This window comes from Aureimonas pseudogalii (assembly GCF_014196835.1).
GTDB classification, from domain to species: Bacteria; Pseudomonadota; Alphaproteobacteria; order Rhizobiales; family Rhizobiaceae; genus Aureimonas; species Aureimonas pseudogalii.
This window is the reverse complement of record NZ_JACIEK010000016.1, coordinates 1-16,551: the sequence shown is the minus strand read 5'-3', so window position 1 is coordinate 16,551 and position 16,551 is coordinate 1. Positions and strand designations below refer to the sequence as shown.

Annotated in this window: 18 protein-coding genes; 8 read left to right on the top strand and 10 right to left on the bottom strand. The window is 69.9% G+C overall.

Annotation, left to right across the window (positions count from 1 at the left end; genetic code table 11):
• Positions 1 to 27 precede the first annotated feature (27 nt).
• The 5 genes from GGR04_RS19990 to GGR04_RS19970 form a co-directional block, all read right to left on the bottom strand.
• Positions 28 to 855, bottom strand: coding sequence for an aldo/keto reductase (locus GGR04_RS19990; RefSeq protein WP_183201825.1), 828 nt, complete (start codon positions 853 to 855; stop codon positions 28 to 30).
• Positions 852 to 1,679, bottom strand: coding sequence for a sugar phosphate isomerase/epimerase family protein (locus tag GGR04_RS19985; RefSeq protein WP_183201824.1), 828 nt, complete (start codon positions 1,677 to 1,679; stop codon positions 852 to 854). Before GGR04_RS19985 ends, GGR04_RS19990 begins: the two co-directional genes overlap by 4 nt.
• Positions 1,676 to 2,737 (bottom strand): Gfo/Idh/MocA family protein, encoded by a 1,062-nt coding sequence (locus GGR04_RS19980; protein ID WP_210291895.1) that lies wholly within the window; start codon positions 2,735 to 2,737, stop codon positions 1,676 to 1,678. Before GGR04_RS19980 ends, GGR04_RS19985 begins: the two co-directional genes overlap by 4 nt.
• Positions 2,734 to 3,168, bottom strand: a complete 435-nt coding sequence (gene aroQ / locus GGR04_RS19975) for a type II 3-dehydroquinate dehydratase (RefSeq protein ID WP_183201823.1) — start codon at positions 3,166 to 3,168, stop codon at positions 2,734 to 2,736. The genes GGR04_RS19980 and aroQ overlap by 4 nt, the downstream gene beginning before the upstream one ends.
• A 337-nt stretch (positions 3,169 to 3,505) precedes the next feature.
• Positions 3,506 to 4,336, bottom strand: a complete 831-nt coding sequence (locus GGR04_RS19970; RefSeq protein ID WP_183201820.1) for a transporter substrate-binding domain-containing protein — start codon at positions 4,334 to 4,336, stop codon at positions 3,506 to 3,508.
• Positions 4,337 to 4,543: 207 nt separating this feature from the next.
• Here GGR04_RS19970 and GGR04_RS19965 point away from each other — a divergent pair, with 207 nt between their 5' ends.
• Positions 4,544 to 5,206, top strand: a complete 663-nt coding sequence (locus GGR04_RS19965; protein ID WP_183201818.1) for a TetR/AcrR family transcriptional regulator — start codon at positions 4,544 to 4,546, stop codon at positions 5,204 to 5,206.
• 60 nt (positions 5,207 to 5,266) lie between these two features.
• Here the strand turns inward: GGR04_RS19965 and GGR04_RS19960 are convergent, their stop codons facing one another.
• Positions 5,267 to 6,172, bottom strand: coding sequence for an NAD-dependent epimerase/dehydratase family protein (locus GGR04_RS19960; RefSeq protein ID WP_183201815.1), 906 nt, complete (start codon positions 6,170 to 6,172; stop codon positions 5,267 to 5,269).
• A complete protein-coding gene (locus tag GGR04_RS19955) occupies positions 6,169 to 6,897 on the bottom strand; it encodes a hypothetical protein (RefSeq protein WP_183201813.1) in 729 nt (242 codons plus the stop codon). The genes GGR04_RS19960 and GGR04_RS19955 overlap by 4 nt, the downstream gene beginning before the upstream one ends.
• 152 nt (positions 6,898 to 7,049) lie before the next feature.
• On the opposite strand from GGR04_RS19955, the gene GGR04_RS19950 reads away from it, so the two are divergent.
• The 5 genes from GGR04_RS19950 (at position 7,050) to GGR04_RS19930 (ending at position 12,544) form a co-directional block, all read left to right on the top strand.
• Entirely contained in the window at positions 7,050 to 7,790 is a 741-nt protein-coding gene (locus tag GGR04_RS19950; protein ID WP_183201809.1) for an SDR family NAD(P)-dependent oxidoreductase, read from the top strand.
• Between the two features lie 7 nt (positions 7,791 to 7,797).
• Complete coding sequence (locus GGR04_RS19945) at positions 7,798 to 8,646, top strand: sugar phosphate isomerase/epimerase family protein (protein ID WP_183201807.1); 849 nt, start codon at positions 7,798 to 7,800, stop codon at positions 8,644 to 8,646.
• Positions 8,647 to 8,768: 122 nt separating this feature from the next.
• Positions 8,769 to 9,476 (top strand): GntR family transcriptional regulator, encoded by a 708-nt coding sequence (locus GGR04_RS19940; protein ID WP_183201805.1) that lies wholly within the window; start codon positions 8,769 to 8,771, stop codon positions 9,474 to 9,476.
• 97 nt (positions 9,477 to 9,573) lie between these two features.
• Positions 9,574 to 10,587, top strand: coding sequence for a zinc-dependent alcohol dehydrogenase (locus tag GGR04_RS19935; protein WP_183201803.1), 1,014 nt, complete (start codon positions 9,574 to 9,576; stop codon positions 10,585 to 10,587).
• A 64-nt stretch (positions 10,588 to 10,651) separates the two neighbouring features.
• Complete coding sequence (locus GGR04_RS19930) at positions 10,652 to 12,544, top strand: bifunctional sugar phosphate isomerase/epimerase/4-hydroxyphenylpyruvate dioxygenase family protein (protein WP_183201801.1); 1,893 nt, start codon at positions 10,652 to 10,654, stop codon at positions 12,542 to 12,544.
• Positions 12,545 to 12,601: 57 nt separating this feature from the next.
• On the opposite strand, the gene GGR04_RS19925 is transcribed toward GGR04_RS19930, so the two are convergent.
• A complete protein-coding gene (locus GGR04_RS19925) occupies positions 12,602 to 13,432 on the bottom strand; it encodes an IclR family transcriptional regulator (RefSeq protein ID WP_183201799.1) in 831 nt (276 codons plus the stop codon).
• The gene (locus GGR04_RS19920; protein ID WP_183201798.1) at positions 13,429 to 13,788 is read right to left on the bottom strand and encodes a hypothetical protein; all 360 of its coding nucleotides are present in this window, start codon (positions 13,786 to 13,788) and stop codon (positions 13,429 to 13,431) included. Before GGR04_RS19920 ends, GGR04_RS19925 begins: the two co-directional genes overlap by 4 nt.
• A gap of 387 nt (positions 13,789 to 14,175) precedes the next feature.
• Between GGR04_RS19920 and GGR04_RS19915 the strand changes: the two genes are divergently transcribed.
• Entirely contained in the window at positions 14,176 to 15,861 is a 1,686-nt protein-coding gene (locus GGR04_RS19915; RefSeq protein ID WP_183201795.1) for an FAD-binding protein, read from the top strand.
• 21 nt (positions 15,862 to 15,882) lie between these two features.
• On the opposite strand, the gene GGR04_RS24080 is transcribed toward GGR04_RS19915, so the two are convergent.
• Positions 15,883 to 16,065 (bottom strand): hypothetical protein, encoded by a 183-nt coding sequence (locus tag GGR04_RS24080; RefSeq protein ID WP_246393440.1) that lies wholly within the window; start codon positions 16,063 to 16,065, stop codon positions 15,883 to 15,885.
• Positions 16,066 to 16,074: 9 nt separating this feature from the next.
• Between GGR04_RS24080 and GGR04_RS24620 the strand changes: the two genes are divergently transcribed.
• Positions 16,075 to 16,335 carry an EAL domain-containing protein gene (locus GGR04_RS24620; protein WP_376769880.1) on the top strand — a complete coding sequence of 87 codons (261 nt, stop codon included), beginning with the start codon at positions 16,075 to 16,077 and terminating at the stop codon, positions 16,333 to 16,335.
• The last annotated feature ends 216 nt before the right edge of the window (positions 16,336 to 16,551 follow it).

The following is a 16,551-nucleotide window of genomic DNA, read 5'->3' as shown; positions in this document are numbered from 1 at the left end:
CCGACACGGCTTTCACGAAAAAATGCCTCAGTCGTCCCATTCGGGCTGCCAGTCGAAGCTCGAGTAGCGTTCGCCCCGCGCCAGCCCATGGATCGCCGCCATGTCCTGCGCCAAGAGCTCGAAGTCGAAGATGTCGAGATTGGCACGCATGTTCTCGGGGCGCGACGAGCGGGGAATGGCGCCGACGCCCTCCTGCTGCACCAGCCAGCGCAGCGTCACCTGGCCCGCCGTCTTGCCGTATTTGCGCCCGATCTCGTTCAGCGGCTCGCACTGGAAGACCTTGCCGCGCGCGATCGGCTGATAGGCGTTGAGCAGCATGTCGGCGCGGCGCATCCGCGCCAGCAGCGTCTCCTGCGACAGGAACGGGTGGTACTCCACCTGATTGCAGAAGAGATCGGCGCCGTGCGTACCCAGCGCCTCGTCGAGCAAGGCCACGGTGAAGTTGCTGACGCCGATCAGCCGCGTGCGCCCCCTCGCCTTTTCCGCCTCGAAGGCGGCGAGCGTCTCACCGAGCGGCACGTCCTTCGTCGGCCAGTGCACGAGAAGGAGGTCCACCTGGTCGAGCGCGAGGCGCTCCAGGCTTTCGCCCACCCGCCGCGGCACCACGTCGGGATCGAGCGAGTCGAACCAGATCTTGGTGGTGACGAAGAAGTCGCCCCGTGGCACGCCGGACGCGCGGATCGCCCGGCCGACCTCCAGCTCGTTGCCGTAGCGGATGGCCGTGTCGATCTGGCGGTATCCGAGGTCGATGGCGGCGCGGATCGCGGTCTCTCCGTCCGGCCCCGTGAGCTCGAACGTGCCGAGGCCGAGGGCGGGAATGGCTTCGCCGCGGACGATCTTGCTGGGGATGTTCATGCGACCCGCTCCGCCCGTTTCTCGCTCAAGACGGCAAGGCTGGCATCCCGCGCCCGCTTTGCCCATTGCGCCGGCGAATGGCCCGCCGACTGCCGGTCGTTCGGGATCTCCACCGCGACGGGGAGGTCGGACGGCAGCGCCGCGAAGATGGCGGCGAGATCGATGCCCCCCTCGCCCGGCAGCAGGCGATCGTGGCGCGCCGTGAAGTTCAGCGCGTCTCGGCCCGTGGGAACCGCCGCCGGCGCGTCGCAGATCTGCGCGTAATGCAGCCATTGGGGCGGGATCGCCGCGATCTCGGCGGGCGAGACGCCGGCGCGCGAGACGTGCAGGGCATCGACGATGACGCCCTGGTTCGGCTGCCCGGCGGCACGCAGCACCCGAAGTGCCGCCGCGAGATCGCGCAGGTCCGACTGCGGCATGAACTCGAGATCGGCGGTGAGCCCGAACCGGGCCGCGGCCTCGCAGAAGGCGACGTAGGAGGCGGTCAGCCGGGCTTCGTCCGGATCGTCGCCGGCGACGAGGATCGTCTTGGCCCCGAGGCGCGCGGTGCAGTCGAGGAAGGGCCGGAGCGGCTCGACTTCGAAGGTCGGGCCGATGCGCACGATCTCCATGTCGAAGACCGAGATGCCTTCGTCCTTCATCAGGGCGGCGAGATCGCGCACCCGGCCGGGATCGTCCATCAGCGGGAACGCCAGGCCGTTGGGGGCGGCGGGCAGCATACGCAGACCCACATGGTCGTAGCCCGCGGCAGCGGCGGCGCGAACCGCCTCTTCGGGAGCGGCGCCGAGACAGGTGAGGAAGGAGAGAGCGAGTTTTCGGGTCATGCAGCCTCGGCGCCTTCCGCCAGCATTTCGGCGAGGGTGACGGTGCGGTCTTCTTGCGCGGCGCGATCGACGGCGAGCGTGACGGCGAGCGTCGCCATGCCATCGCGCGCGTCGACGAGGGGCTTGGCCTGCCGCTGCACGACGGCGAGGAAGTGGTCGAGCTGGTTGACGTAGGTGCGCGATCCGTCGCCGCTGCGGGACTCGCGAACCAGACGATCCTGCCAGTGGTCGCTCTCCTTGGCGTGGCGCCAGAGATAGAGATCGGAGACCGACAGGGCGCCCTTGCGGCCGGACAGGAACAGATAGGGGCCGGGCTCCGAAGGGTGATAGAGCGCCTGGCCCGACGTGTATTCCCAGGCCCAGGGGCTGACGGCGTTGTCGGAGATGACGAACGTGCCGAGCGCCCCGTTGACGAAACGGATCGCGATGCTCGCGGTGTCCTCGACCGCGAGGCCCCGGTGGGCGTTGGATGTGAAGGCGCGCACGGATTCGATCTCGCCGACGAGATGGCGCAGCACGTCGATGTCGTGGATGAGATTGATGAGAAGGACGCCGCCGCCGACCGAGCGACGCCATTCGACGTCGAAATAGCCGTCGGGCTTGTCGAACAGCGTCATGCCGCTCACCGCAACGACCGCGCCGAGCTCGCCCGCCTCGATCGCGCGCTTGGCGGCGTGGATGTCGGGACTGTGCCGGCGGTGATGACCGACGAGGACCGGGACGTCGGCTCTCTCGGCAGCCTCCGCCAGGCGCCGGGCCGCGGCGAGATCGTCGGCCACCGGCTTCTCGACGAGGCAGGCGATGCCGCGCGCGATGCAGGCCAGCGCCGCCGGCGCATGAAGATGGTTCGGCAGGGCGATGATCGCGCCCGCGGGGCGCACCTCGTCCAGCATCGTCTCGTAGTCGCGATAGTGGGGCACGCAGAGGCGGGCCGCCAAAGCCTGTGCCTGCGGCGACGGATCGGCGATGGCCGCGAGCGAGGCGGAGGCGTGCGAGGCTACCAGTTCGGCATGTTCGCGGCCGATGAGCCCGGCGCCGAGAACGGCGATCGCGGTCAACGGGTCATCTCCGCCATGGCCCGCAGCGCCAGCCGGTAGCCGTAGGCGCCGAAGCCCGCCATGACAGCGGTGGCGGTCTTCGAGACGAGGGACTTGTGGTAAATCTCCTCGCGCTGGTGGACGTTGGAGATGTGCAGCTCGATCTTGGGTCCGTTGAAGGTCTTCAAAGCATCGAGAATGGCGATCGAGGTGAAGGTGTAGGCGGCCGGGTTGATGATGATCCCCGCCGCGTCCTTGCGAGCCGCGTGGATCGCCTCGATGATCTCACCCTCGAAATTCGACTGCCGGAAGTCGATCGCGAGCCCCAGCTCCTCGGCGTCGCTCTCGCACCACCGGCGAATGTCGGCGAGCGTCGTGTGGCCGTAGATGTCCGGCTCGCGCTCGCCCAGAAGATTGAGGTTGGGGCCGTTCAGAACGAAGATGGTGCGCATGTCTCTTCTCGAAGGACGGGAGGCGGGAAAGGCGATCGCACGACGGCGCCGGACGGCGGCCGCCCGTTCCGGCAGGGGGGACGCGGCAACCGCGGCCTGCGCAGTGACGATCGACCGGGAGCCGGCGCCGCTTCTCCACTGACGGTCTCTTGGTGGAGTCTTGATGGACGGAAGCCGGCAGCGGGATCGCATCGAGCGTCGCCGCACTTCCGGTCACCCCGTCTTCGACCGGCAGGATCACGATCGACGGAGGCGATCCCGCACCCCTGACGGCTTTTCCGAGGGTCTCAAGGCATCGGTCCCGCCGGCTAGGTCGGCCGGCGGGACCGAGCCGAGATCACTTGGCGGCGAACGGCACGCCTTCGAGGCTCTCGGGGAAGGTCGGGAGCGGCGCGTCCAGCCACTTCTCGCTGATCTTCTGCAGTTCGCCGTTCGCCTTGATCTTGTCGATGAAGGCGTTGAGCCAGCCGTTCATCTCGGCATCGCCCGGCCGGGTCGTGGCGCCCATCCACTGCTCGTTGAAGACCAGCTTCTGCTCGAAGTCGTTGCCGGGCGCGGCGCGGTCGAGATTGATCTTGTAGGTCGTATTTCCGCCGATCGCGTCGACCTGGCCGGAGACCAGCGCCTGGATGTTGGAGCTGTCGTCGTCGAAGCGCCGGATGTTCGGGGAGTCGCCGAGAAGCGCGGTGATCGCCTTGTCCTGCGCGGCGCCGCGCGGCACGCCGATGCGCAGGTTTCGCGCGTCCTCGATCGTCTCGATCTTGTTCTTGGCGCTGGACAGGAGAATGATCTTCAGGCCGGCATAGGGCTTGGAGAACTGCACGACCTTGGCGCGGTCGGGATACATGCCCATCACCGCCATCTGAACGTCGACCTTGTTGGTCAGAAGGTTCGGGATGCGGGCGGCGACGGCGTTCGCCACGAACTCGACCTTCACGCCGAGCTCCTTGGCCATCAGCTGGGCGACGTCAACGTCGTAGCCGATGTTCTGCCCGCTCGCGTCGATCGAGCCCCAGGGCGCCTGCTCGCCCATGACGCCGACGCGCATGACGCCGGCTTCCTTGATCTTCTCCAGCGTCTGCGCCGCCGCGTTCGAGACGGTGCCGGCGAAGCCGAGACCTGCGACGAGCGCGAGCGCCGCGACGCGCGACAATGAAACCTTGAACATGCTTGTCCTCCCAGACTGTGACCGATGCACCCCCGACGGGGCGGTTGTCGAAAGAGCGGCAAGTCCTCCCTTGCCGATCCTCATGCGATGCTGGTAAAAAAGCTAACCAACCGGTTGGTTGAAGTCAACGACACCGTGACGCCTTGTCGAAAACGTCATGACCGGCGAAGACGGACCGCCGACGGGACGGGCATCGAGGGAACGAGCATGGCGCGGGTCGACGACGAGAACCGGATCGGCATCGGGCCCGACGCGGGCGAGCGTGCGCCGCTGCGACGTCGCCGGGCGCTGCTCGACTCCGCCATTCTCGAATTCTCCACCTACGGCATCGGCGGCGCGCGGGTGGACCGGATCGCGGCCCGGGCGAGCAGCAACAAGGCGATGGTCTACCACTATTTCGACAGCAAGGAGGATCTCTACCGCGCCGCTCTGCAGGACATCTACGCCGGCATCCGCGACGCCGAGGACCGGCTGGACCTCGACCTCGACGACCCCTGCGGCGCGATCGCCACCCTCGTCGCCTTCACCTTCCGCTACTACATCGACCATCCCGCCTTCGTGCGGATGATCAACACCGAGAACCTGCACGGCGCCTCGCATCTGCGCACCGCCGGCGACATGTCCGGGCTGAACCGCCCCGTGCTCGCCAAGGTCGAGGCCATCCTGGCTCGGGGCGTCGCCTCCGGCACATTTCGCGCCGACGTCGATGCGCTCGACCTCTACATCTCGATCTCCGCGCTCGGCTTCACCTACGTGTCCAACCGCCACACGCTGAAGATCCTCTTCGGGCGAGACCTCCTCGCCGACGCGGCCGTCGAGAAACGTCTGGAAACGATGACGGAAATGATCCTGCGCTACCTCGCGCCCTAGCTTTCTCCGGATGGCAGGACTGTCGCCGGCAGCGACGCCGATGGAATGACGGCGCGACATTCAGGCCTCCCCCGCCACGCGGCGATAATGCGCCACCGTCCGCGCGATGCCATCGCGCAGCGTGGTTCGCGGCGCGAGGCCGAGGATCGTCGCATCGCCCGCCCCTGCGATGTTCGACGCCATGGGAACGGCCGGGCCCTCGAAGCCGATGACGGCGCCCGGCACCTCGGCCTCGATCGCGGCGACGATGTCGGGCACGTCCACGACGCTTCCGCCGAGCGACACGGCATGCGCGCCCTCCAGGTTCCGCGTAGCGGCGGCCGCGAAGGCGGCGGCGACGTCGCCGGCGAAGACGAGATCCTGACGCCCTGTATAGCCGATGACGTAGGGGCGCCCCGCCACCGCCTCGCGGCAGGCCAGCGTCGGCCCGGCCGTCAACCCGATCTCGCGGCCCGGCCCGTAGACCACCGTGGGGCGCAGCCCGACGCTGGCGATCCCCGCATCGTGCCAGTAGGCACGCGCGCAGCCCTCGCCTGCGAGCTTGAAGGCGCCGTACATCGTCACCGGCCGGGGATGCTCGCCGTCGTCGGGACCGAACACGGCGGCGCTGCTCGCATAGGCGATGCGCCGGATGCCCCGCGCCTTCGCGGCCTCGAAGACGTTCAGCGTGCCGATCAGGTTGACCTCGGCGCCCCGCACCGGGTCGGCGGCGCAGGCCGGCGTCAGAAGCGCGGCCAGATGGACGATCGCAGCGCATCCCTCCGCCGCGTGCGTCACAGCCGCGCCGTCCATGACGTCGCCCTCGACCCAGTCCAGATCGTCCGCCGCCCCGCCCACGACCTCCCGCACCACGCGGCGCTCGCTTCCGCGGTCGAAGATGCGGACCTCGTGCCCGCCCTCGATGAGCAGCTTGGAGATCCAGCCGCCGAGAAAACCGCCGCCGCCGGTGACGAGGATGCGCGTCATCCCTGCGCCCCCATGCCGGATGCTGCCGTGTCGGGCGCTTCCATGTCCTGCGCCGTCAGCGTGTAGGCGGTCTCGTAGATCGCGGCGACGGGAACACCGAGGGCGCCCGTCGCCGCGCAGAGCTCGAAGATGCCCGGCATCGCCGCCTCCAGACCGGGACGGGCGCTGCCCTCCACGAGAAGCACCACGTCGAAGCCCCGCTCGGACATGGCCTCGCGCAGCTCCGTCTCGCGCGTGCGGACGCCGGAGACCTTGGCGCGGGCGACGCCCAGATGCACCGAGCAGACGGAAGGGAACGCCAGCACGTCGCGAACCAGCGTGGACGCCGCGGCCCGCAGTCTCGCCTCCGGCTCGGCGCCGGAAAAGTCGAAGCGAAGGGTCGCCATGCTGCCGCCGTCCCCTCGCCCGGCAAAGGCGATGCGCTCGCAGGCGACGCGCAGGAAGTTCCGGAAGCTCGGCGCGACCGCGGTGGTCCAGGCGGTGGGGTCGTTCAGGCGTGCGAGATAGGCGGGGGACTGGAAGACATCGACGCCGTCGCCGGCATAGATCGTGCCGAACACATGGCGCGCGGAGCCGGGCGCATGCAGGCGCTTGCCGGTTCGAAAGCCGGGAATGGAGAGCCGTTCGGGCATGTGCTCGCGCGTGTGCCATTCGACATAGTCGCCATGCGCCCCTGCAGCGATGTCGTGCCAGATGGCCAGAAACGCGGATCCCTTCAGTCCCAAACCCGACTCTCCGAATGTTGCGAGGGGCGCCTTGCGGCCGGCGGTCGCTTGACAAGGATCGAAGGCGACCCTTACCGTAGAATACTAGAATGTTAGTTCGAGCGGTTGTCAAGTCCGCCCTCGAGCGCCGACGAAGCGGGAGGAAGCAGACCATGACGACACCGGAACAGGCGCGCGTGGCCATCGTCACGGGAGGCGCCGGTGGTCTGGGGTTCCCCATCGCCGAGCGACTGGCGGCGCAGGGCCACACCGTGGCGATCTGGGATCTCGACGCCGCGCGCGCGCGCGACGCCGCCGCCCGACTGCCGCGGGCCCGCGGCTACGGCGTCGACGTCACCGACCGCGCCTCGGTCGACGCGGCGATGACGGAGGTCGTCCAGGAGTTCGGCCCGCTCGGCATCCTCGTCAACAGCGCCGGCCACAACGGGCCGGTGGAAGCCTTCGCCAGCTATCCCTTCGAGGGCTGGCGCTTCGTGATGGCGCTCAATCTCGACGCGGTCTTCCACTGCTGCCAGGCCGGCGTGCGCGAGATGCTGAAGACGGGCTACGGGCGCATCGTCAACATCGCCTCGATCGCCGGCAAGGAGGGCAACCCCAATGCCGTCGCCTATTCGGCGTCGAAGGCCGGGGTGATCGGCCTGACGAAATCGGTCGGCCGGGAGCTGGCGAACACCGAGATCCGGGTGAACTGCGTCGCGCCCGCCGCGATCGAGACGGAGATGCTGAACCAGCTGACGCCCGAGTTCCGCGCCTTCGTCACCGCCAAGATCCCGGTCGGTCGCCTCGGCAAGGCCTCGGAGGTCGCCTCGCTCGTCGCCTGGCTGGCGTCGGAGGAATGCTCGTTCTCGACCGGGGCCGTGTTCGACGTGTCCGGCGGACGCGCGACCTATTGAGGCCCGGATGCACCGCGCCCATCGCCTGTCGCTCGCCTACCTGACCGTCCAGGGCTGCCCGCCCGAGGAACAGATCCGCGTCGCCGCCGCCGCCGGATACGACGCCACGAGCCTTCGCCTCGTGGCGCCCAACGGGGTGGATCTCGCGCATCCCATCCTCGGCGACGCCGCGCTGATCCGCCGGATCAAGGCCGCCACCGCGAACGAGGGCATCTCGCTGTTCGACGCCGAGCTTCTGACCCTTCTGCCGGACACCGACGTCCGGCACTGGGCGCCGGCGATCGAGACGGCGGCCGAACTCGGCATGCCGATGATGCAGATCACCAGCGACGACGCGGACCTCGCCCGCGCGGCGGACCGGCTCGCCGGCATCGCCGACGTCGCCGCCGGCTATGCCGTCACCCTGGCCATCGAGCTGACGCGCTGGCGCGCCATGTCGACGCTCGCCGACGCCAAGCGGCTCGTGGAGGCCGCCGGCCGCTCGAATGTCGGCATCCTCATCGATGCGCTGCACCTGTCGCGTTCCGGCGGCCGGCCGGACGACGTCCGGACGCTGGACCGCGACCGGGTGCTCTATCTCCAGCTCTGCGACGCGCCGGCCGAGCCGCCGGCAAGCGACGCCGCCTGCATCGCGGAAGCGCGCGGCGGGCGCCTGATGCCGGGCGAAGGCGGGCTGTGGCTCGATGAGCTGATGTCGGTTCTTGGGCCCGACATCACGATCAGCGTGGAAACGCCCCATGCGGGCGACGCCGCGCTGAGCTTCGGGGCGCGCGCCGAAAAGGCCATGGCGGCGACGCGGCGGTTTCTCGATGCGCCGAGGTCAGGCGGCGGCGGCGCCGCGAGCGGTCGATGTTGAGCGGGGCCGGCCGAGGCGATAGTCTGGCACCGGCCGGCATCCGCGGGATGACCGCCCGGCTCCAGGCCGGAAAACCGTTCGACCCGCGAGCGGGCGGCTCGATGTGAAGGAGGCGCGGCGCTTTGAGTTCGAGACAACGGGGTTCCCTGGGGCTGCGGGTGGCCGAGCGTCTGCGCCGCGCGATCCTCGACGGCGAATTCGAACTCGGGGACGCGCTGTCGGAAGACAAGCTGGCGAGCACGCTGGGCGTCAGCCGAAGCCCGGTGCGCGAGGCCTTCGCGGCGCTGGAACAGCAGGGGCTGATCGACATCCGCCCGCAGCGCGGCAGTTTCGTGTTCCTGCCGACCCCCGAGGACACCGAGAACATCTGCGAGTTTCGCCGCATGATCGAACTCGACGCCCTGCGCCTCGCGATGGAGCGCAGCGGCGCGCAGACCATCGCCGCGATGCGTCTGGCCGCCGACAGCATCCGCGACGCGCTGGCCTCGGGCGACATGATGCGCAGCGCCAGCGCCGATACGGAATTTCACGAGGCGGCGATCGACCATTGCGGCAACCCCTACCTCGTCAACGCCTACCGGCTGATCAGCGGCAAGGTCGCCGCGCTGCGCGCCCATCGCTCGGCCCTGCCGACGCGCGAGCAGGCGAACGAGGAGCATTACGTCATCATCGGCCGGCTGGAGACGGGGGATCTCGCCGGCGCGATGGAAGAGCTGGGAACCCATATCGTGAAGATGGCCGAGCGTTACGGCTTCGCCCTCGCTCCACCCGCGCCCGGACGAACGACCCGCGGCCTGCGCTTCGACCATATCGGGCCGCTCCCGGAATAGCCGACGCCGGGCTCGCAGGGCGCGGGAGCCGAGATCGGACGGTGCGCCGATCGAGTTTGCCGGCGCGCGTCGAGGGATTGGCAGAGAGGTCGGCGGGATGAAGGCACTGGTCTATCTCGGCAAGCGCCACCTGGAGCTGCGAGACGTCGACGAGCCCCGCGCCGAGCCCGGTTCGTCGATCGTCCGGGTCGCCGCCTGCGGCATCTGCGGGTCCGACCTGCACGGCTATCACGGCGACGATCCGCGCCGCGTGCCGCCGCTCGTCATGGGCCACGAGATCGCCGGCGTCGTGGAGACCGGGCCGCTGGCGGGCGCCCGCGTCGCCGTCAACCCGCTCGTCACCTGCGGCACCTGCGACGCGTGTCTCTCCGGCCGGCCGCAACTCTGCGAGGAACAGGGCGTCATCGGCCTGCCGCCCCATCGCGGCGGCTTCGCGCGCAAGGTGCGGGTGCCCGACGGCAGTCTCGTGCCCATTCCAGACGGGCTGGATTTCGCCGCGGCCTGCCTCGCCGAGCCGGTCGCCGTCGCCTATCACGCCGTGCGGATCGGAACCCGGCTGTCGCATCGCCCGCTCTCGGCCCTCGCGGTCGCGGTGCTGGGCGGCGGGGCGATCGGCCTCGCGACGGCCCTGATCGCAGCGCTGCAGGGCGCGGGGGTGGTTCACCTCGGCGAGGTTCACGCCGGACGCCGCGACACCGCCCGAGCCGCGAACGCCGCGATCCGCGCCTACGATCCCGGCGGACCGGACGGCCCGGCGCCGGGATCGATCGATCTCGTCTTCGACGCCGTCGGCGCGAGGGCGACGCGCGAGGCCGCGTTTCGAATGGTGCGCCGCGGCGGCGCGATCGTCCATATGGGCCTGATGCCGGGATCGGAGGGCGTCGACATGCGCCGCCTGACGCTGGCCGAGATCGCCTTCGCCGGATCCTACTGCTATTCCATGCCGGACTTCCGCGAGACCGTCGCGCTTCTGGCGTCGAACCGCCTGGGGCCGCTGAACTGGATCGAGGAACGGCCGCTGGAGGACGGCGCCGCCGCCTTCGAGGACATCGACCGGGGGCGGTTCGCCAAGGCCAAGCTGATCCTCAAGAACCCGGACGCCGTCGCGTGAGCGGGCGCGCCTCTTTCGCCGCGACACGCCGCATCACACCCCTCCTCGTCGATGGAGTTTGCCCATGAAGACCTCGATCGCCACCGTCTCGATCTCGGGCGACCTCGCCGAGAAGCTCGCGGCCATCGCCGCGGCGGGCTTCGGCGCGGTGGAAATCTTCGAGAACGACTTCCTGGCCTCCGACCGGAGCGCGCGGGACGTCGGGCGCATGGTGCGCGACGCCGGGCTCGAGATTTCCCTCTTCCAGCCGTTCCGCGATTTCGAGGGCCTGCCGGAGCCGCAGCGCACCCGGGCGTTCGACCGGGCGAAGCGCAAGTTCGAAACGATGAACGAGCTCGGCACCGATCTCATCCTCATCTGCTCTTCGCTCTCGCCGCTGGCGCTCGGCGGCATCGACCGGGCGGCCGAGGATCTGGCCGAACTCGGCGAGATCGCAGCAGCGGCGAACGTGCGCGTCGGCTACGAGGCGCTGGCCTGGGGCCGCTTCGTCAACGACCACCGCGACGCCTGGGAGATCGTGCGGCGCGCCGATCATCCCCGCATCGGCCTGATCCTCGACAGCTTCCATTCGTTGTCGCGCGGCATCGATTCGCAGTCGATCCGCTCCATCCCGCGCGAGAAGATCTTCATCGTCCAGATCGCGGACGCGCCCCGGCTCGACCTCGATCTCCTGTCCTGGAGCCGGCACTACCGCAACATGCCCGGCCAGGGCGACCTGCCGGTGTCGGACTTCATGGCCGCCGTCGAGGCGACGGGCTACGACGGCTACTATTCGCTGGAGATCTTCAACGACCAGTTCCGCGCCGGCTCGCCGCGTCAGACCGCCGTGGACGGTCGCCGGTCGCTGATCTACGTCATGGACCGCCTCAAGGCCGAGGGCCGGGCGATGAAGGGGCCGTCCGAGGCGACCCCCCTGCCCCCGCCCGCCCGCACGAGCGGCGTCTCCTTCGTCGAGTTCGCGACCGACGCCGCGTCCGGCCCGTCCCTCGCCACCCTTCTGGAGGCGATCGGCTTCCACCATGCCGGCCGCCACCGCACCAAGGACGTCGAACTCTACGCGCAAGGGGATCTGCGCGTCGTGATCAACACGGAGACGGAGGGGTTCGCGCATTCGTCCTACGTGGTCCACGGCACGAATGTCTGCGCACTCGGCCTGCGCATGGCCGATGCCGACGAGGCCTTCGCGCGTTCGCAAGGGTTGCTGGCCTCGCCCTTCCGCCAGCCGGTGGGACCGGGCGAGCGTGAGTTCGCCACGATCCGCGGCGTTGGCGGGAGCCTCCTTTATCTCGTGCCGGAGGAAGACGCGCTCGGCCCGCAATGGGCAGCGGATTTCGAGCTGACGGCGAACGGGGGCGAGAGCGGGAGTGCGGGGCTGGTGGCCGTCGACCACGTCGCGCAGACCGTGCGCTTCGAGGACATCTTGTCGTGGACGCTGTTCTACCGCTCGATCTTCGACCTCACGCCGCTGCCGCCGCTGGAGGTGCCCGATCCCGGCGGCCTCGTGCTCAGCCAGGTGCTGGAGAACGAGGATGCCAGCCTGCGCATCGTTCTCAACGGCTCGCAATCGACGCGCACTCTTTCGGCGCGCTTCGTCTCGCAGTTCGTCGGTCCCGGCGTCCAGCACGTCGCCTTTCGCAGTCTCGACATCTTCGCGACCGTCCGCACCCTGGCCTCGAACGGGGTGGCGCTGCTGCCCATTCCGCAGAACTACTACGACGACCTCGACGCCCGGTTCGACATCGCGCCCGAGACGCTGGAGATCATGCGCCAGACCGGCATTCTCTACGACCGGGACGAGGGCGGCGAGTATTTCCAGATCTATCTGAAGGCGCTCGACGGGGGCTTCTTCATCGAGATCGTGGAGCGCCGCGGCTACCGAGGCCTCGGCGCGGCGAACGCGCCGATCCGGCTGGCGACGCAGACCCGGCAGACGCCGGCGGGCATTCCCGCCCATTGAGCTCGCCCCCGGCGCGGCGCGGCGTTCCCGCATGGCGCCGGTTTCGGCCGATCCCGTTCATCGGCGCGCGCGCCGCGCCGTCTCGTCCGGCGTCCGGGCGTTCGCGCGCAGCATCCTCGACCCCGCCGCCGCCGCGCCGAGATCTTCCGCGGCCTGCCGCAGGCGGGGCGCGAGTTCGTCCATCCTCTCCGCGGTCATCCGCACGGCGGGACCGGCGATCGAGAGGCAGCCGAGGACCGGTCCGCCGAATGGGCCGCGCACCGGCACCGCCATCGCGGCCATGCCGGCGATGTAGCTGTCGACGGCGGTGGCGTAGCCTCGCGACCGGGCCTCCGTCAGTTGCTTCAGCAGCAGAGGAAGGCTTTGCGACGCGTTGTATCCCTGTCCCTCGGCCTGCCGCACGAGCCCCTGCACGCCGACCTTGAGCAGCGCGTCCTCGTCGCTCAGGGTGGAAAGCCAGGCTCTGCCGCCGGCAGAGCTCGCCAGATGGACGACGACGCCCTGTTCCTGGCCGGGATCGTAGCGCAGACCGCCGGTCGCGCCCTGCGCCACCGCCACCCAGACGAGATCCTCGCCGTCGATCACCGAGAGCCGCACGAGCTCGCGGCATTCGGCGGCGAGCGCGGCGAGCACCGGCTGGGCGACGTCGGTGATGCCGGAGCGGCCGAGGAACGTCAGTCCCATCGCCGGCAGCTTGATGGTCAGGCCGTAGTCGCCGCCGGTCTGGTGCTGGCGCACGTAGCCGAGCCGGGCGAGTTCCTGCAACGTGCGATGCACGCCGCTGGCGGGCTGGTCGGTGGCCGCCGCGAGCGCCGAGATCGACAGTCCGCCGGGTTGCTCCGCGAGCCGTTCGACGAGAGCGAGGGCCTTTTCGAGAACGCTGCTCACGCGGTGGCCTGTGCGGGCGATCCGCGGCGCGTCTGGGCGATCGTGGTCGGCACGCGGGCGATCTCGCCGACGACATGGCGCAGACGATCGATCTCGCGAGCGAGGTCGATGCGGAGCGGCCCGCCCGCAGTGGGAACGCCGGTCTCACCGGCCAACCCGACGCGTTCGGGCGTCGATGCGGGGCTCTCGGCCTTGGCGAGGCGCCCGGCCGCGGGCTTCGGGTCCACCATGGCAGCGAGGCGCAGGCCGGGCCGGTGCGCGAGGACCTCGACATGCGGGCGGCCGATCACGCCGGCGTCGACGATCGCGACGGCCGCCGCGCCATCCCGGCTCGCAGATCCCTTCTCACGCCTCATGACTGGCCCCACGCCCCTTCCGCTTCCATCCCATGGTCGGCACCGCCGCCACCGCGCCGCAACCGAATGCTCTGCTCCGCTTCGCCGCGAACGGTCGCGCGCGGTCTTCGATCCGTCGAGCTCCTGGTCGGCGACCCCGACTTGGCTCCAGCCCCAAATCGATCTCGCTCACGACCGTTCGCCCGGACCGGCGCGTCTTCCATCGGCGGTCTCGACGTCCGGCTCGGCCGGATGGAGGCAACCGATCGTCCAAACTGTGTCCACCGTCGAGATCCAAGACGTCAACACCATACACGGTTGAATGGAACATCATTCTACAATGGAAACCTCTTCCATTTGGAGACGTCTGTGGCATTTTCCGGTGGCATGGAAACGGACGGGCCGGCGATGGACGTTTTTGACGAAGAGGTCGATCTCTTGGTGTTCGGGGCCGGCGCCGGCGGCATGAGCGCGGCGCTTTCGGGCGCGATCAACGGGCTGTCGGTGCTGCTTTGCGAGAAGACGGAGATGGTCGGCGGCACCACGTCGACGTCCGGGGGAACCGCCTGGGTGCCCGGCACCGCCTTGTCGGTCCGGGCCGGCGTGCCCGACCGCGTCGAGGAGGCCGCCGCGTTCCTGCGGCACGTGGTGGGCAATCGCGGCGGCGACGATCTTCGCTGCGCCTTCCTGGCCTCCGGCGATGCGGCGATCGGCGATCTCGAAGCCCATTCCGACGTGCGCTTCGTCGCCGCGACCGCCCATCCCGACTATCTGGACGCACCGGGCGCAGCCTATGGTGGCCGGGCGCTGGCGCCGGTCCCGTTCGACGGACGCCGGCTCGGCGGCGACTTCCGCCGCATCCGCCCGCCCGGCGCCGTGTTCATGGGCCTCGGCGGCATGATGGTCGGCCGGGCCGAACTCGGCATGCTTCTGTCGCCGCTCGCGAGCCTTGCCAACCTTCGCGGCACGCTGAAGGTGGTGCTGCCCTATCTTCGCGACCGGCTCACCCACAAGCGCGGAACGCGGCTGCTGATGGGCAACGCGCTGGTGGCGCAGCTCTTCTACAGCCTGCGCCAACGCCAAGTGCCCGTCTGGTTCGAAAGCCCGCTCGCCGATTTCATCCTGGAAGGACACGAGGTCGTCGGGGCCGTGGTTCGCACGCCGGGGGGCGAGCGACGGGTCCGTGCCAGACGCGGCGTCGTGCTGGCGACGGGCGGCATCGGCTGGAACAGGGAGCTGCGGGCGCGCCTTTTCCCGCCGGAGATCGCCGATCTCAGCCAGGCCCCCGCCGCCAACACCGGAGACGGCATCGCGGCCGCCACCGCGCGCCTCGATGCGAGCGTGGACGATGGCGGCGACAGCGCCGGACTGTGGATGCCCTGCTCCCTTCTGAAACAGGCGGACGGGACCGCCGCCGTCTGGCCTCACATCATCCTCGACCGCGCCAAACCCGGCCTGATCGCGGTGGGCCGGGATGGCCGGCGTTTCGTCAACGAAGCCGGCAGCTATCACGACTTCTGCCGGGGCATGATCGAGGCAGGCCTGTCGGAAGCCTGGCTGATCGTCGACGACCCCTTCATCCGTCGCTACGGCCTCGGACTGGTGATGCCCGGCGGCCGCGGCCTGCGGCGCCTCCTGCGACGGAACTACCTGACCCGCGCCGACACGCCCGCCGAACTGGCGCGGGCCGTGGGCATCGACGCCGCCGGGCTCGAAGCCAGCATCGCCGCGAACAACCGCTTCGCGCTGAACGGCGAGGATCGCGACTACGGCCGCGGCGGCTCGGTGGTCAACCGCTTCAACGGCGATGCGAGCCGGGGCGGCAATCCCTGCCTCGGCACGATGGAGCGTCCGCCCTTCTACGCGCTGCGCGTGGTGCCCGTCGATCTGGCGGGCAGCGGCGGGTTGAAGACCGGCGAGCACGGCGAAGTCCTCACCGCCGACGCCCGTCCCATTCCCGGCCTCTACGCCTGCGGCAACGACGCCGCCTCGATGTTCCGCGGCACCTATCCCGGCCCCGGGACGACGATCGGCCCGGCCATCGTCATGGGCTGGCGCATCGCGCGCCGCGCGGCCGGCCTTCCCCTCGGTTGAGGTGCCGCCGGCGCCGAGGCGTCAGGCCTTGCCGGGGATCAGCAAGCGATGCCGGGCCTCCCGCCGATGCGCCGGCGAGCAGCCGCACGGGCGCTTGACCTGCACCGAGAAGTGGACGGCGGCGCGGAAGCCGAGGCTACCGGCCGCGCGGCTGAGTTCGAGATCACCGAAACCGCCGTCCTCTCGGATCTCGACGGCACGCATCGCTCGCTCGTGCGGCTGCGCGAGCTCGGCGTCGGCATCGCGCTCGACGATTTCGGAACCGGGTTCTCCTCGCTGTCGCCGGTGCGGCGGCTGCCGCTGACCCGCATCGAGATCGAGCGGGCTTCGTCGGCGACGTCGACGGAGAAGCGCATCGACTGCCGTGGTCGAGGCCGTGGTGGCGCTCTGCGGGGGCTACGGTCTTGCGATGACGGGCGAGGGCGTGGAGACCGAGCAGCAGCGCAAGGTCCGGCTCGACCTCGGCTGCCATGATCTACAGGGATAACTGCCGGGGCGCCCCGCGCCCGCCATCCTCGGCTGATGTCGGCTCCGGCGCCCGCGACGCGCTCACTGCGGGCGGCTGGCGGCGATCTTCGACTTCCACTGCGTTTCGCTGGGAACATGCCCGAAGCGCTGGCGAAACCGCTTGGTGAAGTCGCTCATGTGAACGAACCCCCAACGACCGGCCACGACCTTGATGGACTGGCT

Excerpts from the sequence above, each read along its gene's own strand:
- GGR04_RS19945 (WP_183201807.1), top strand. The coding sequence starts at position 7,798 with ATGCACCGCGCCCATCGCCTGTCGCTCGCCTACCTGACCGTCCAGGGC.
- GGR04_RS19920 (WP_183201798.1), bottom strand. The coding sequence starts at position 13,788 with ATGAGGCGTGAGAAGGGATCTGCGAGCCGGGATGGCGCGGCGGCCGTC.
- GGR04_RS19930 (WP_183201801.1), top strand. The coding sequence starts at position 10,652 with ATGAAGACCTCGATCGCCACCGTCTCGATCTCGGGCGACCTCGCCGAG.
- GGR04_RS19990 (WP_183201825.1), bottom strand. The coding sequence starts at position 855 with ATGAACATCCCCAGCAAGATCGTCCGCGGCGAAGCCATTCCCGCCCTC.
- GGR04_RS19985 (WP_183201824.1), bottom strand. The coding sequence starts at position 1,679 with ATGACCCGAAAACTCGCTCTCTCCTTCCTCACCTGTCTCGGCGCCGCT.
- GGR04_RS19915 (WP_183201795.1), top strand. The coding sequence starts at position 14,176 with ATGGACGTTTTTGACGAAGAGGTCGATCTCTTGGTGTTCGGGGCCGGC.
- aroQ (WP_183201823.1), bottom strand. The coding sequence starts at position 3,168 with ATGCGCACCATCTTCGTTCTGAACGGCCCCAACCTCAATCTTCTGGGC.
- GGR04_RS19935 (WP_183201803.1), top strand. The coding sequence starts at position 9,574 with ATGAAGGCACTGGTCTATCTCGGCAAGCGCCACCTGGAGCTGCGAGAC.
- GGR04_RS19970 (WP_183201820.1), bottom strand. The coding sequence starts at position 4,336 with ATGTTCAAGGTTTCATTGTCGCGCGTCGCGGCGCTCGCGCTCGTCGCA.
- GGR04_RS19965 (WP_183201818.1), top strand. The coding sequence starts at position 4,544 with ATGGCGCGGGTCGACGACGAGAACCGGATCGGCATCGGGCCCGACGCG.
- GGR04_RS19950 (WP_183201809.1), top strand. The coding sequence starts at position 7,050 with ATGACGACACCGGAACAGGCGCGCGTGGCCATCGTCACGGGAGGCGCC.
- GGR04_RS24080 (WP_246393440.1), bottom strand. The coding sequence starts at position 16,065 with ATGCGTGCCGTCGAGATCCGAGAGGACGGCGGTTTCGGTGATCTCGAA.
- GGR04_RS19960 (WP_183201815.1), bottom strand. The coding sequence starts at position 6,172 with ATGACGCGCATCCTCGTCACCGGCGGCGGCGGTTTTCTCGGCGGCTGG.